We start from the raw sequence: 15,866 nt of genomic DNA, 5'->3' as shown, positions 1-15,866 counted from the left end.
TCTCAAAGATATCTGATTCGCTTATTTCGTTCTTTAAATTTCTAAACTACGAGATCAAAGAGCCAGTTAAGTCAAATATCGTTTCTAAAGATGAATTTGGTGTTATGTCTTCTCTTATAAACGAAAACATCCAAAAGATCCAAACATCTAAAGAAAAAGAGAACACCTTCATCCAAAAAGCCAACACCTTTGTAAATGAGATAAAAGATGGCAACTATGAAGCAAGTCTAGAAGCTGATACTAATAACCCAGCTCTAAATCAACTAAAAAGCACATTTAAAGATCTACAACTTGCTCTTAAAAATGCAATCTCAAGTAATGGCAAAGATGTACTTGATCTACTAAACACCTATAAAAACCAAGACTTTACAAAAAGACTTGATGATGATGGTAAGATAGCAAGTGGCATAAACTCTCTTGGCATAGAAATATCTAAAATGCTAAATGACAATCTAAACCAAGCTCAAGTACTAGAAGAAAAAGCTAAACTTCTAGCAAGCTCAGTATCAAAAGTAGCAAGCTCAGCAAATACTCAAGCAAATAGCTTACAAGAAAGTGCTGCTGCAGTTGAGCAAATGTCTAGCTCAATGAATGCCATCTCTCAAAAGACAGCTGATGTTATAAGACAAAGTGATGAAATTAAAAACATCATAACTATCATTAGAGATATAGCAGATCAAACAAACCTTCTAGCTCTTAATGCTGCAATTGAAGCAGCCAGAGCTGGAGAACATGGCAGAGGATTTGCAGTTGTGGCTGATGAAGTTAGAAAACTAGCTGAGAGAACTCAAAAATCACTTGGTGAGATAGAAGCAAATACAAATGTATTAGCTCAATCAATAAATGAGATGAGTGAATCAATAAAAGAGCAAAGTGAAGGAATAAATATGATAAATCAATCAGTTGCTCAAATAGATAATCTAACAAAAGAAAACGTGGTAATTGCAAACCAAGCAAACGAAGTAACATCAGAAGTAGATGAGATGGCTAAAGCTATAGTTGAAGAGGTTAGGAAGAAGAGGTTTTAACTTCTTTCTTTAGAGTTTTAACAAAATCAAATTTGTTTAATATAGATTAATTCATTAATATTCATAAATCCCAACCTAGTTTAAGCTGGGTTGGGGTTTAATCTTTTTAAATTCTAAACTTTAAATTTAATATTCAAGAACTATCTACCAAATTTAAACAAACCGCATGCAGTGCAAAGCACTGAAGCATGCTACCTATAACGTCGTAGGGGTTAGGGGATTGTTAAGGGGGAAAGGGAGCGACTTCGTAATTTAAGCCTCTTCCCCCTTAGCAAAGAAGAAAAACTTTAAATTTATAAAAATCTATTCTGCAAATTTTTAAACTTTCACTCACTCGCAAGAATTGACTACTAAAATTTGGCTTCGCTCACCGCTTAGCTCAAATTTTAGAGCCGAAATTACTCGTTCATGAAATTTTAAAATTTACTAGAAATTTTCGCGTTATATTGTTTAAATTATCAACTACTTATATGTGCTTTTTGTACTTTTAGGATTATAAATTTCTCTAGTCCCCAAGTGAGACAAATGGGGCTAGAGAAAGATTATTTTTTAGCTACAAGAGCGTTTTTTAGCACATCATCGATCGTATCAACTGCGATGATCTTCATGTCGCCTTTTACTTCAGCTGGGATATCGACAAGGTCGCGGTCATAGTTTTTACGAGGTATGAGAGCTGTTTTGATGCCAGCTTTGTGAGCGGCGATTAGCTTCTCTTTTAGTCCGCCGATAGGTAAAACTCTGCCAGTTAGCGTGATCTCGCCAGTCATTGCGATATCGTGCTTGACCTTTGTGTCAGTTAGTATCGATGCGATCGCAGTTGCCATCGTGATACCAGCGCTTGGACCGTCTTTTGGCACCGCGCCCTCTGGCACGTGTAAGTGAAGGTCGTAGCGTCTATAAACATCGCTGGCTTCTAGCTTGTGCTTGTCATCATCAAATTTTGGCACGATAGCCATCGGCACTTTTAGCTTTTTGTTATCTATCAGCACTTTTACCACGCTAAATGCGATCTGAGCGCTCTCTTTCATTACGTCGCCTAGTTGGCCGGTGATCTGCATATTGCCTTTGCCTTGTATCCTGATAGCCTCGATCCTTAGCACGTCGCCTCCGACACTCGTCCACGCGAGGCCATTTACCAAGCCGATCTGATCTTTTTTATCCGCTGGCTCGATCTCATAGACCTTTTTCTCTAAAAACTCTTTTAAATTTTTAGCCGTGACGCTGATCTTGCCCTCGTTCTTTTTGGTGAGGATATTTTTGGCGACTTTTCTTAGTATGTCAGCGATCCTGCGGCGTAAATTTCGCACGCCACTCTCTCTTGTGTAGTCGCTAATTATTAGTTCAAGTGCCTCTTTGCTGATGCTCACATCGCTTGGTTTTAGCCCGTGCTTTTTAAGCTCTTGAGGTAAGAGATATTTTTTAGCGATCTCAAATTTCTCCTGTGGGGTGTATGAGCTAAGCTCGATAAACTCCATCCTGTCGCGAAGTGCAGCTGGTATCATGCTCACGTCGTTTGCTGTGGCGATGAAGATGATCTTGCTAAGATCGATGTTGAAATTTAGGTAGTAGTCTCTAAATTTATTATTTTGCTCTGGGTCTAAAATCTCAAGTAAAACAGCGGTCGGGTCGCCTCTGTAGCTTCTGCCAACCTTGTCGATCTCGTCTAAAACAACCACTGGATTCATCTGCTTGGCTTCTATGAGACCTTGCACGATGCGGCCTGGCATAGCGCCTATATAGGTGCGGCGGTGACCTCTTAGCTCGTTTACATCCTCAAGTCCGCCAAGTGCGATCCTAACTAGCTCGCGCTTTAGTGCCTTTGCGATCGAGTTTGCAAGGCTTGTTTTGCCTACACCTGGAGGGCCTGCAAAGCATAAAATGGCGCCGTTATTTACCTTCTCGCCAACTCCTCTAAGCTCCAAAAGCTCACGCAAAGCAAAATACTCCTCTATGCGCTCTTTTGGCTTTTCTAAGCTGTAGTGGTCGGCATTTAGGTGCTTGCTCACCTCGGTGATAGATGACTTTTTCTTAGCTACATTTTCAAATGGAATTTCAAGTACCCAGTCGAGGTAGCTTTGCAAGGTGTTCGCGTCTGCTGAGTCTGGGTGCATGCGAGAAAGTTTGTCTATTTGTTTTTTGATCTCTTTATAGGCATCCTCAGCCATAAATTTCTTCTTCGCATCAAGCTTTTTGCGGTACTCCTCAAGCTCCTCTTCACGGCTCGTGTCCGCTCCAAGCTCAGCTTGAATTTGTTTTAGCTGCTCTTTTAAGAAGTACTCTTTATTTGTCTTGTCGATCTTTGAATGAACCTTATTTTTGATCTCTTTTTGAAGTTTGTTTGCCTCGATCTCTTCAATGACGTAGTCGATGAGCTTTAGTAGGCGCTGCTCTAAATTTTCTTCGACAAAAAAGCTATAAGCGATCTGTTTTTTTAGACGAAGCGCACTTGAAACTAGATCGCAAACTCTGATCGCTTCAGCGCTCTCTTCGATCGTCTTTAAAAGATCAGGTGGGAAAAAGTGGCTAAACTGCGAAAGCTCTCTTACTTTTTCTCTTAAAACTACGATGAGAGCGTCAGTTTTGACCTGTGATGGGCGCTTTACGTGGAGCATATCGACGATACCACGGAGTGGATTTATGCCTGATTGTTTTAAAATTTTACCTTTGTCGATGCCCTGAAATAGCACTTTTACGCGTCCGTCAGGTAGCGGCACACGGCGCATTATCGTGCCGATCACGCCTGCGTCATAGATGCCGTCAAAGTCTCTAGCACCGTCTTGCTGGGGCTTTGTTGGCACGACAAGGATCGGCGTTTCTCCTTGTATGGCAAGCTCAAGGGCTTTTAAATTTTCTTCGTCGCTTAAAAAAAGCGGCGTTATCATAAATGGATATAAAAATAGCTCGTCCTCAACTATGATAGGGATCTCAGTTGGGAAACCTTTGTTTTCGTTTATTTGCATGCAAAATTTCTCCTATTCAAACAGTTTTCTATACCATGCCACGTCAGGTTTGATAAGGTCTGAGTTTTTAAACGGCGACTCTTCTAGCTTTTGCTCGTAAATTTTAGCCGAAACGTCACGGCCAGTTCTCTTATAAAGATCTGCTATTTGCATATCTAAGAAGTAAAGAGCAAGTTTAAATTTGATAAGCATAGTCTCGATAAGTGGCTTATACTCGGTGTTTGGATACATATAAAGAAATTTCTCGATCTCAGTTACGCTATCCTCCATTAGCTTTTGGTTGCGGTTTGGCTGGGTAAATGAGTCAAAATTTGCTTTTATCTTTAGATACTGGGCAAATTCTGTTTTTGGGCCGTTATCGCCGTATCTTTTGATGTACTCGTCAAGATAGTGATTTGCCATGAGATACTCTTCGTCATTTGCGTGAGCTTGGGCAAGGATGAGTAAAATTTGCTCCAAAAGTGGGCTTGCAACGTGCTCGCTAGCCATTGAAACGTAGTGTTTATCAGCTGACTCCAGATCGCCATCTTTTATGTCAGCGATGACCTGAGCGTACCATTCATCTGGAGTTAGATTGTAAAGTTCAGTGTATTTTTCAGCACAACCACTAAAAAGCCCTAAAAGAGCTACGACTGCTAGAAATTTAGAAAATCTTTTCATGCTTTTCCTTAAAAATTTTAAATTCGCTTATTTTACATTTTTTGGCATTATTTTTGTATAAATTTTTTAAAACTATGCTAAAATAAGGCAATTTTACAAAACAGGAGTTAGTATGATTTTTAGTGTTAAAAGCCCTATTTTAGGCTTCGAGCATATCAAGACGATGGAACTTATTGAGCTCGATAAATTTTTTGTTAAGTTGGCAAGTAAAGATGACGAAACATCTTTTACAATGATAAATCCTTTCGCGTTAAGAAGTTATGAATTTGACATCCCAAGCTACTACGAAGAGCTTATGGATATCAAAGAGAGTTCGCAACTTAGAATTTACAACATCATCGTAGTTGCCCTCCCTCTTGAGAAATCAACCGTGAATTTCGTGGCTCCTATCGTTTGCAATATGGACAATATGACTTTATCTCAAGTAGTGCTTGACGTTACAAAATATCCACAATACGGACAAGCTGAAATGATAGAAAATTTCATACAAAAATAACAAACAAGGACGTTTAGAGCTCTTAGCTCTAATTACATTAAGGAGATTGTAATTTGAAAATTCTTTTTTTTATTCTTTTATCTTTTATCTATGTTTTTGGTGATACTGATCCTGATGAGCTTGAGTTGCCAGCTACTGTTAGAAAGTGTACTTCTGTTGAGGAAGCGGCTTGTGGTGCAGGCATTGTTTGTAGGATCGACTATGACAATATTAGACACTGTGTAGGCGCAAGTCAGGATACTGGAGCCGTTTATCCAGAAACACCAAATGTAGTAAATGGTAGAGTATTAATCCTAAGTGGATATAGGGACGTGAGCTATTATAAAAATTTAAACGATAGCAACCAAATGAAAAAAAGAGATAAATTTGTAAGGGTTATCGGTGGCATGGATGTTATCGGTGCTAGCGTCATCGTGCCAAGAGTGAGTGGCTTTAAGTTTGAACCATCGCTAAGTGGCACAACAGATGATCCTAGTGCAAACACTTCTCAAGTAATAGAAAAAAGATATGTTAATGAAGAGCCGGGTCTTGGCACTAGCAAATTTCCAAATTCATCTCGCGCTACTTTTAAATTTGAAGATAAAAGTGAATATGAGCGAAAAAATATAGATAAGACAAAGATCAAATACGCCAGGCTTTACTGGGGTGGAGCTGTTTATGATGAGTGGCAAAAAGATAAAGGACTGCTAAATGTTATGTATGAAAATATCTTTGGCTATACTAGTGTTAAATTTAAAACCCCTGATGGATTAGTGCATCTTGTAAAGGCTAATGAGGAAGATGTAAAATGGGATAGTTCTTTTACGCCTTATAATCCAAATGCCGTAACACGCGATACATATTATAAATACTGCAAAGATCCAAATAACCTTGATGATACTGGTGGCTGTAATGCTAAATATACTATACCACTTCATCCTAATGAGGATGGCAGTGCTGGAAAATCAACTGTTGGTATAAGAAGTGGTATGTACTTTACTTATCAGGCGAGCGCTGATGTGACTGATCTAGTTAAGGCTAGTCTTGGCAAGAGTGATGCTGGTAGGACATTTGCAGTTGGCGGTATAGCATCAACTATCAAAAAAACTACTCCAAGAAGCTATAAAGTAACGATAGATGCACAAGAGCAAGACGCAAAGGTGGCTCATGGTACAGCTTTGTACGCTGATGGTGACTGGAGCATTAGCTACGTTGTCTCACAGTATGGCGGCTGGAGTTTGGTTATAGTTTATGACTTTGGTGAAGAGGATGAAGGCAGGATTAAGCCAAAAGCTGTAAATATCTATAGCGGCATGTCAAATATCTCACCTTTTGTTAAAAGAACGAGGACGACATCAACTCAAACTATACAAAATACAAAACTAAATTTAATATTTGATGACTTTTATACTCCGACTGCAGGCACTGTAAATTCAAGTCTTGCTTTTATGGGCTTTGGTGGACGTAAGGAGATAACAGGCGAAGATGTGATGATAAAGAAGAACGATGGAACTTTTCAAAGCCTCACTTCAGGGGCTAATCCATCTGATCCAAATTCAGTAGGTAACCCAAGCCATAATCAATTTAACTCTTCTATAACAAGGTTTGGCTATCTGGCTAATGTTGATAAAAAATTTAATAGCCAAATGGATCTAGATCTCTTTGATATATCAAATTTTATGTCAAATAAACAAAGCAGAGTTGATATGCAGTTTGAAGCAACTGCTTCAAATGTATCTGGAAATACTCAAGGCGATAGGTTAAATATCGGTATGGTTGCTTTCTCTACTACACTATACGATCCTGAGGTTTGTTATACAGAGCAACTTCAGATATGGGATAGTGTTGCAAAAAAATGGGTGGATGTTGCTGTTAAAGGAGATAATGACACAAATAAAGCAAGAAAAGTAAAAACTGGAACTGAACTTAAAACGCTTGTAACCATACAAAATAAAGGTCACGAAGATGCAAATAATGCTTTTTTAAAGATAAATTTTGATCCTAAATTTATAAGTTATAAACCTAGCTCAAGTTGCCTTCAGATAAATACATCTGGACCAAGCGATTCTCAATATAATAATTGTCAAGTATTACAAGATAGTGGGGATCGTGTTCAAATCATAGGTAATACATTAAAATACGTAATAGGCAAAAATGCAAGTACCGGAGTTGGTGGAACGCTTGTGCATGATTCAGGAAACTTTGCAAGATTAAAATTTGTTGGGATACTAAATTCAGAATATAAAAAGACAAAATATGAGGCTGAATTTGAAAATGCTTCTATAGGGTTAAAATATAATGGCAGGATTAAAGAGTGTGTACCAACGAATTACGACTTAAAGATCGTTAATGAAGAGGAAAATGACTTTTATCCAAGAAGTCAAGCAAATGATCCAAGTGGGAATTTTAAAAACAAGCTTTATACAAAGATAGCAAATAAGCCTTTTGATATCACTATCTCAAACTACAAAAAGACTGATGGTACTCTAAAGGCGCCTGACTCAAATACTGATGTGACATTAAAGCTAGTGACTGATTGTAGTTCTGATAAATCAGTCATACCAGCTGAGACTTTGCACTTTACTACTTCAACTCACACTATCACAAGAAGAGTGACCGTGCCAAGACCATATCCTGACTTACATGTAAAGCTTAGCTATCAAAATAAAATCACAAATTTAACCGATGAAAAATGTGCTGCTTTTGATAGTTTTGCAGTAAGGCCAGCAACATTTGGTCTTTATGATGCGATTACAAATTCGGCCTATACGGACAAAACTTTAATAGGTGGCAAAAGCTACAGTGAGATCACTCTTGGAGCTTATGACGCAAATGGAGGCTTGGCAAACGGCTATACAAACACTCTAAAAGCTGATAGTACAACTGATAAAGTACTACTTGCTTCAGTAAAAAAAGGCACAAGTGATTGCGTCTTACCAACGGCTATAAGTGATGGAAGTAGCGATCAGCTTCAAGTAAGCTTTAATGATCCTGATAAAGCCATAGGGATTATAAGTAAGCTTGGATCTATAGGTGATGATGATAATGGATTTTCTTTTTCTGATATAGGTGAAGCCTACTTTGACGTAAGAGATGCTAGCTATACAAAAGTAGATCAAAAAACAACACAGCAAGATAGTGACTGTGCGCTTGGCAAGAGCTATAATGAAGAGGATGGGGATGGTAAATTTGGTTGTGATATAAATTTTAATCAGCATAAATTTAATTTTGCACCAAAAGACCTTGAAGTAAGTGACTTTAAGATATTAGGAGGTGGTATTAGTTATATTGCTAATGAAAAAGAAGCTCCATCTCCAACCTTAAATTTTAAAGTAAGAGCAAGGCTTTTTAACGACAATCCAGCACTTTTGTATCAAAATGGTTGCTATGCAAACAATACAACATTTAAAATAAAAGCTGGAGAGATCATAGCCGAATATACTGATAATAGTGGTTCAAAGCTAAGCGGTGATGCTGCTGGGGTAGATAGACTAAACAGTGAAATAATATTTTTTGATGATAGCAATCCTTCTGCACTTGTAAAAAAGGTAAATTTATCTCCGCATGATGGAGCTTATAGTGTTAAGAAAGAGGCATTTGGAAGTGACGGCTATGCTGATGTAAGTCTAAAATTTAACTTCGCACGCGAAAAAAATGTGGCAAAAAATCCTTTTGAGGTGACAAGCGATGTATTCACTTTTGAAAGCTTGGCTGAGGATCAAAGTAGTAGAAATAAAACAAAGGGAGATAACTACAAAAAGCCAACCACAAAAACATCTGCAAAATTTTACTACGCTAGGACATACGCACCTTACTATGAGGGACCAAACACTGGCTTTAAGGCAAAAATTTACTACGGAGTGTATTGCAATGGTTGCGACGAGAGTAAATTTATGTTGCAAAAACCTGGATCAAGCGCTCGCTGGGAGGAGTTTGCGGGTACGCACTCATGGTATGTAAATCCTCTTCACGATGCTAGTTATGGCAATGTCGATAGTTACAGCTTTTCAAATCACACTACGCGAGATACAGCAAAAGAGACAGCACTTAGTGACGGCATCAGCTACATTTACGTAAAAAATGACCGAGCAGTTACAGATATAGCCAAGATGCATACGAAAAACTGGCTCATATATAATGAATTTGATAAAGATGCGGCGACAAATGATTTCACAGTGAGATTTCTCGTGCCAAATGGCGACTGGGCTGGCAAGACCCTAAAAAATGGCTCTAGTAAAGGTGACGTAGGAAATGTCATAGGCGGCGAAAACAACTTTAACGATCTAAGCGATAAGACAAATAGGAGAATTTCTTGGTAAAAAGAGGCTTTTCTCTTATAGAGCTTATCCTCTCGATAGTCGTTGTGGCGATCATCAGCACGTCGATACCGCTTGTACTAAAGACCACATCTGAGCTAAATCAAAAGGCGGTTACGCAAGAGAGCTTGATGAATGCTAAGACCTACATGGGGCTTATCTTAAAAGCTCCTTTTAGCGACAAGGTCATCAAGGTCTCAACAAACATCGGCGGCAGTAGCGCTGAGACGGCTTACTTTTTTCCTATCATCTTAAAGCCAGGTGATCAAAGAAACGAATTTTATAAGATAAATAAAATAACAGGCGACGGGCATAGAGTTTTTGCCTATACAAACTCATCAGATCTAGTACCTGATACGGCAGTGAGGTCTGTGGATTATTACAAAACAAGAAATAAAAATTTAAACACAACAAATCAAAACAGAGACTACATAGTTGGTTCAGACTATGAGGTAAGTGTTAGCGAGGGTAAGGGCTGGTTTAAGCCAAATTTAGGGCTAGACAACAGTGATGTAAAAGAGATAAGTGTAACTGCAACTTCATACAAAAATGACACAAAACAAGAGACGACATCAGTGTTAAGAGCCTACGCTTTTAACCTAGGTGAGGGCGGCTCGCTAAATACGAAAGCGTGGAAATGAAAAGAGCCTTTACACTTCTTGAGCTTGTAGTCGTCATCGTTGTACTTGGTATCATCGCTATGATGAGCTTTAACGCCATAATGAACATCTACTCAAACTACTTTCAAACAAGGACAGTAAATGAGCTCGAGACGCAAACGGAGATCGCACTGGAGCAAATTTCAAAGAGACTAGAGCACCGCATAAAGCCAAGCGTGATCGCTAGAAAAACTGATGGAGAGTTTTTGGCGCTAAATGATAGTGGGGTAAATTTAGATGCTAAGTATGAAATTTTAGAATTTATCCCCTATGCGTATGAAATTTTTAACGATGTGCCTTCTGGTAATAAAGCAGGCAGATATAGTGGCTACGTAGATCTTGCTAAGAGCTCGCCAGCAACTGGTCTGATAAGTCCTGGAAGTAATTTTTCTACCGAAGTTGTTGAAACCATAAAAGATCTAACTTGCAAAGATGACACAAGAAATGCCACTTGTGTTGATTTTACAAAAAAAGATGGTGGCGTAGTAGCGATATTTTCTGATGTTTATTACAATGTGCAAGATTCTTTTGGATACAAGGGTGATATTACAAAGTTAGACATAGCAAAAGTTGGAGTAAAAAGCACTGATGGCGATACTCTAGAAATTTCTGGTTTTGGTGGCAAGCAAATTTCAGAGCAATATCATCTAGCCTACACAGCAAATGCCATAGTGCCAGAGCAAAGCGCTGATCCAAAAGATGCGGCAAACGGCGTCTTTGATCTAAATTTATACTACGACTATCGTCCATGGATGGGAGAAAAATATAAACCAAACGGCGAAAAAGCAACCCTCGCCAAAAACGTTACGAGGTTTGTCTTTACTGAAAAAAATGGCGTCATCGTGCTAAAACTTTGCATGAGGGCAAAAAACTCAGAGATAACCATCTGCAAGTCAAAGGCGGTTTATTGATGAGGCGAGGTTTTACGCTCATTGCAGCGATATTTTTTGTGGTGATCGCAAGCTCTATTTGTATGCTGGCTCTTTCGATCGCTAGCACTTCAGTTAAGCAAAATAGTGAAATTTATCTAAGAGAGCAAAGCGAGCTAGTAGCCCGCGCAGCGACAGAATACGCCATGCTAGCTATCATAAGCAATGACTTTAGCACCACTTGTCTAGGGAACCAAAGTAAAAATGCAAGTGAAGACAATCCGATAGCTGGCGAATTTGGCGACCTCTTTACTTTTAAAGTATATGTAAAATACTTTGGCGATATGGGCGATGCTTGTAAAAACAAAGATGCTGTGATAGTAAAAGGAATAAATCAAGGCACAATAATGCTTGATGTCTTTGTCAGCTCAAAACCAGGAAAAGCCTCAAATCCTATAAATTTTCACAAACGAACTCTTCAGAAACTTTAAAATTTTATAAAGATTTTACTTTAATTTGCTTTTAGTTTCGCCATGTTATAATCATCTTACTTTCTATAAAGGAGATTGCGATGAACATAAGCATTGTAGGAAAACAATTTGAGCTAACAGAGCCCATCAAAAACTACATCCAAGACGCTTTTGACACCCTTGGCAAGTACAACCTTGACATCATCTCAGCAAGATGCGTAGTAGGAGCGGATGAAAAGCAAGGTAAAAAGGGCTTTAATGCAGAATTTTCTCTAAATATGGCTCATAAAGACACGATAGTCGTTCGCCAAAAAGATAAAGATCTCTATGCAGCGATCGATCTTGCTATCGAAAAGGCTTCAAAAGTTTTAAGAAGAGAGCACGATAAGAAATTTACAGTAAAAGGCAAGGCTGATGATAAAGAATTTCGCTCGAGAATAGGCGAAGAAAAGATCGAAGGTGTCGAAGAGATCGTGCCTATGGAGCTTGAAATTTACAAGCCTCTTGAGGTAGAAGAAGCGCTTGATAAACTAAAATCAAGCGATAAACAATTTTACGTATTTAACGATGTTGATGCCAAAATGCGCGTCATCTACAAAAGAACAGACGGAACTTTTGGTCTTTACTAAAACTAGGGGCAGCTTTGCCCCTAAATTATTTTTAATATAAATTTTCTATTCTTTAGTTATTTAAGCTATTTTTAAATGATTGCTAACTATAATACGACTTCTTTTAAGTGTTCCGGATTAGCTCAGCGGTAGAGTAGGTGACTGTTAATCACTTGGTCGCTGGTTCGAACCCAGCATCCGGAGCCATTCTTCTATAAAAATCCTTTTAAAACCCCGATTTTAACTATATTTCAAGAACTTTAAGTTTTCTTATTTTTTGTATTTTTTATTTTATTTCAACTCAGGTTTATTTGCTGTTTCAGTATATCGTTCTGATTTGCAGTCAAAATGCTATTAGATATTAATCTTTGGCGAAGTTAAAATAATTTCTTCATTCATCCTAGCTTCATTTTAGGCTTTTATAATGCGCTCATCCAAACGAAAGTTGGAAATCAAAAATAAAAGGATCAAAAATGAAAAAGGTATTAGGTGCAGCAGCTTTAGCAGCAGTTTTAGGAGCAACAAGTTTGCAAGCAGCCATCACGTCAAAAGAGGCTTTAAACATAGCTGAGAAAAACTTCCCAGGCTCAAGCGTCAAAGATATCGAGATGAACGTCAAAAAGGGCGTGACATTTTATAAGATAGAGTCTTTTAAAGACGGCGTCAAACAAGATATCAAGATCGATGCCAATAGCGGTCAGATCGTTAAAGTAGAGAATAAAAATAAAAAACACATCTTGCCGAACGAAGCGGTAGATTTTTCAAAATTTGCTCTTAGCATCGATGAAGCTGTAGCTAAAGCTCAAGCGCTTGAGGCTGGCTGGAGCCTTGATGAGGCAGAGCTTGATAATAAAAATGGTGCTTGGATATACAAAGTAGAGCTTAAACGCGACAGGAGCGAGAAAAAAGTGATCATAAACGCTCAAACAGGCGAGATAATCGGTAACTATACAAAGTGATCTAGCGCCCTTTTTGGGCGTTAAATTTTATAAAGGTGAAAAAGATGAGTGAAAATTTAGAGCAAAATTTAAACGATAACGTTGGCGAACAGGGTTTAGAGAGAAATTTGAACGAAAATTTTAGCCAAAGCGCGAGAGAAAATTTAAGTAAAAATGTCAAGCCTAGCGTTTATAAAAATAGTTGCGAAAATTTAGGAGAGAGCGAGCAAAGCCCTGAAAATTTAGATAAAAATTCAGGCCAAACAGCTCCGAAATACAAAGCTCAAAATTTCTTTAAAAATGCGCTTAAGCTTTCGCTTCAAGGTGCAGCGGATGTGCTCATCTACGCAGGCAAGGCTGGAGTGTGGCTATCAAACGCTTCAAACTGCCTAAAAGACGAGGCGCAAAGGGCGGAGCTATCAAAGATAAATGAAGAGCAGGCCAAATTTGAAGGGCTAACTCACATCTTGCCAGAAAAAGTCAAAGAGATCGTCATAGAGCGCCTAAAAACAAAGCCAGAAGAGGTGGAATTTTCTCCGATCTATCTAGCGAAAAAACAAAGTTTTGGCACATTTTGCACGGAGTATTTTTATGAGGCAAGGGCTAAATTTAATGGCTTTTTATATGATTTTAAGATAGGTGCAGCAAATGGCGAAATTTTAAATCTAAAAATAAAAAGCCAAATTTGATAAAATAGCTGGCAAAACTACGTGAGGCAAAGATGAAAATTTTAGTCGTCGAGGACGAAATAGACCTAAATAGCGTCATCACAAGGCACCTAAAGAAAAACGGATATAGCGTCGATAGCGCGTTTAACGGCGAGGAGGCGATGGACTTTACCGCCGTCGCACACTACGATCTTATCGTGCTTGATCTCATGATGCCAGTGATGGACGGACTTACATTTTTGCAAAGATCGCGCGCCGCAAAGCTAGCGACCCCTGTGCTGATACTAACGGCAAAGGACGATGTGGACGACGTTGTAAAGGGGCTTGACGCGGGTGCGGATGACTACTTGGTCAAGCCGTTTGACTTTAAGGAGCTGCTAGCTAGAGTGCGCACGCTCATTCGCCGAAACAGCGGCAACGTGGCTAGTGAAATTTGCGCAGGCGAGCTAAAGATCGACCTTTCTAAAAAGTCAGTCGAATTTAGCGGCGAGCAGATCGAGCTCACCGGCAAAGAGTATGAAATTTTAGAGTTTTTGATGCTAAATAAGGGCAGAATTTTAACTCGCGACCAGATCAAAGAGCACGTCTGGGACTTTGACTACACAGGCGGCTCAAACGTCATCGACGTGCTTATAAAAAATATAAGAAAAAAGATTGGCGAGTGCGATGTGATCCAGACTAAAAGAGGGCTTGGCTATGTTATTAAAGACTAAACAAACACTTGCAAACATCCCGATAACCGCGCGCGTAACGCTTTGGTATTCGTTTTTTATCATCGTTATCGTGGCGGCTCTCATTGCTATCTCGGCGGTCGTGGCGGATGAGGTTTTTGAGGACGTGAGCCAAAAAAAGCTAGCCAAATCAGTCATGAAAATAGCCAACAATATGGATGAATTTGAGCCATACGATGATGGGATATTTTTTATAAAATATAACGCAAAAGGCGATGTGATCGGTGGTCTAGCGCCAAAACACTTTCAAATCTCACTTAAAATGAATAGTGGTGCTGTCAGGCTTTTTGAAAACGGCGAAAACCGCTTTTACTACTACGATATAGCAGCTAAAGGCAAAGGTGTCTGGGTCAGAGGCGTGATAAATGCGGAGAAATTTTTCAAAAAAGAGGGGCTGTTTTTACTGGCTCTGGGCGTTTTTGTGCCGGTTTTGTTTATTTTTGTGCTTTATGGCGGCTATAAAACGATAAAAAACGCGATGAAACCAGTCGCTACGATGTCAAAAACTGCGCTTGAGATAGGCAGCAGCCGGGACTTTTCAAAGCGCATAGACCTGCCTGCTGGCAAAGACGAGCTGCACGCGCTTGCAAGCGTTTTTAACCAGATGCTAGACTCCCTAGAAAAGGTCTATCAAAGCGAGAAACAGCTCACTTCAGACGTCTCGCACGAGCTGCGAACGCCGCTATCTGTCATAATGGCTGAGAGCGACTACGCTAAAAATTACTCACAAAATTTAGGCGAGGCCAAGGAGTCGCTGGAGGTCATCTCTAGGCAGTCAAGGAAAATAACCTCGTTGATAGATCAAATTTTGGAGCTTTCAAGACTGGAAGCTGGCAGAAATTTGGAGCTAAAGCGCATAAATTTAAGCTCTATCTTGCAAAATTTAGCCAGCGACTATGAGAAGCTAGCAAGCGCAAAGGGGCTAAAATTTAGTTGCGTTGTAGCACCAGATGCCCAAATTTTAGGCAATGAGCTGATGATCTCAAGGCTAGTGGATAACTTTTTAAGCAACGCACTAAAATTTGCAGAAACTAAGATCGAGCTAAATTTAAGCCTCACAAAAACGCATGCACTTTTGTCTGTAAAAGACGATGGCTTAGGCATCTCTAAAAAAGATAGCGAGCTAATCTGGAATAAATTTTATCAAGCCGATAGCTCAAGAAACAAAAGCCAAAACAGAGGTAGTGGTCTTGGTCTTGCTATCGCTGCAAATATCGCTAAAATTCACGGCGCAAAGCTAGGCGTAAAAAGTGAAGTAGGGGTTGGGAGCGAATTTTGGGCTGAATTTGAGCTTGTAAATTTAAAGCAAGTGTAAATTTAAGCAGTTTGCTGGACAAAATTTATACAAGAGTAAAACAAATATAAGAGCGAATTTAAATTTCATACAAAACCATCAAGGCTATGAGATAGATGAATATTGAGCAAAGTATTAAGATGTCTGATTTAAGGCCCATTTAAAGAGCTTAAAAAGAGTTTGTAAAAAG

The 15,866-nt window shown here is 39.0% G+C and carries 13 protein-coding genes and 1 tRNA gene; 12 read left to right on the top strand and 2 right to left on the bottom strand.

Annotated features, from left to right (window positions below; translation table 11 throughout):
- Positions 1–104: 104 nt before the first annotated feature.
- Complete coding sequence (locus B9N65_RS11395; protein ID WP_374220068.1) at positions 105–1,028, top strand: methyl-accepting chemotaxis protein; 924 nt, start codon at positions 105–107, stop codon at positions 1,026–1,028.
- 542 nt (positions 1,029–1,570) lie between these two features.
- Here B9N65_RS11395 and lon read toward each other — a convergent pair.
- Positions 1,571–3,988 (bottom strand): endopeptidase La, encoded by a 2,418-nt coding sequence (lon, locus tag B9N65_RS01840; RefSeq protein WP_087582570.1) that lies wholly within the window; start codon positions 3,986–3,988, stop codon positions 1,571–1,573.
- 12 nt (positions 3,989–4,000) lie between these two features.
- Positions 4,001–4,648 carry an outer membrane protein assembly factor BamD gene (locus B9N65_RS01835; protein ID WP_009294177.1) on the bottom strand — a complete coding sequence of 216 codons (648 nt, stop codon included), beginning with the start codon at positions 4,646–4,648 and terminating at the stop codon, positions 4,001–4,003.
- Positions 4,649–4,760: 112 nt separating this feature from the next.
- Here B9N65_RS01835 and fliW point away from each other — a divergent pair, with 112 nt between their 5' ends.
- The 11 genes from fliW to B9N65_RS01780 all read left to right on the top strand — a co-directional run bounded on the left by fliW (position 4,761) and on the right by B9N65_RS01780 (position 15,697).
- A complete protein-coding gene (gene fliW, locus B9N65_RS01830) occupies positions 4,761–5,144 on the top strand; it encodes a flagellar assembly protein FliW (protein WP_012140104.1) in 384 nt (127 codons plus the stop codon).
- 53 nt (positions 5,145–5,197) lie between these two features.
- Positions 5,198–9,442: a hypothetical protein gene (locus B9N65_RS01825; RefSeq protein WP_087582569.1), complete on the top strand. Its 4,245-nt coding sequence runs from the start codon at positions 5,198–5,200 to the stop codon at positions 9,440–9,442.
- Complete coding sequence (locus B9N65_RS01820) at positions 9,436–10,080, top strand: prepilin-type N-terminal cleavage/methylation domain-containing protein (RefSeq protein WP_087582568.1); 645 nt, start codon at positions 9,436–9,438, stop codon at positions 10,078–10,080. Before B9N65_RS01825 ends, B9N65_RS01820 begins: the two co-directional genes overlap by 7 nt.
- A complete protein-coding gene (locus B9N65_RS01815) occupies positions 10,077–11,009 on the top strand; it encodes a prepilin-type N-terminal cleavage/methylation domain-containing protein (protein ID WP_087582567.1) in 933 nt (310 codons plus the stop codon). Before B9N65_RS01820 ends, B9N65_RS01815 begins: the two co-directional genes overlap by 4 nt.
- Complete coding sequence (locus B9N65_RS01810; RefSeq protein WP_087582736.1) at positions 11,009–11,458, top strand: type II secretion system protein; 450 nt, start codon at positions 11,009–11,011, stop codon at positions 11,456–11,458. Before B9N65_RS01815 ends, B9N65_RS01810 begins: the two co-directional genes overlap by 1 nt.
- A gap of 80 nt (positions 11,459–11,538) precedes the next feature.
- On the top strand, positions 11,539–12,066 hold the full coding sequence (gene hpf / locus B9N65_RS01805) for a ribosome hibernation-promoting factor, HPF/YfiA family (RefSeq protein WP_004317788.1): 528 nt from the start codon (positions 11,539–11,541) through the stop codon (positions 12,064–12,066).
- 111 nt (positions 12,067–12,177) lie between these two features.
- Positions 12,178–12,252, top strand: a tRNA-Asn gene (locus B9N65_RS01800).
- Positions 12,253–12,518: 266 nt separating this feature from the next.
- A complete protein-coding gene (locus B9N65_RS01795; RefSeq protein WP_087582566.1) occupies positions 12,519–13,004 on the top strand; it encodes a PepSY domain-containing protein in 486 nt (161 codons plus the stop codon).
- Positions 13,005–13,048: 44 nt separating this feature from the next.
- Positions 13,049–13,672: a hypothetical protein gene (locus B9N65_RS01790; protein WP_087582565.1), complete on the top strand. Its 624-nt coding sequence runs from the start codon at positions 13,049–13,051 to the stop codon at positions 13,670–13,672.
- A gap of 32 nt (positions 13,673–13,704) precedes the next feature.
- A complete protein-coding gene (locus tag B9N65_RS01785; RefSeq protein ID WP_087582564.1) occupies positions 13,705–14,364 on the top strand; it encodes a response regulator transcription factor in 660 nt (219 codons plus the stop codon).
- Complete coding sequence (locus tag B9N65_RS01780) at positions 14,348–15,697, top strand: sensor histidine kinase (protein WP_087582563.1); 1,350 nt, start codon at positions 14,348–14,350, stop codon at positions 15,695–15,697. Before B9N65_RS01785 ends, B9N65_RS01780 begins: the two co-directional genes overlap by 17 nt.
- Positions 15,698–15,866: the final 169 nt, after the last annotated feature.

It is taken from the genome of Campylobacter concisus (genome assembly GCF_002165815.1).
In the GTDB taxonomy this organism is placed as follows: domain Bacteria; phylum Campylobacterota; class Campylobacteria; order Campylobacterales; family Campylobacteraceae; genus Campylobacter_A; species Campylobacter_A concisus_BH.
Note: the sequence above shows the minus strand (reverse complement) of the source record. Positions and strands in the feature narration are given on the sequence as shown.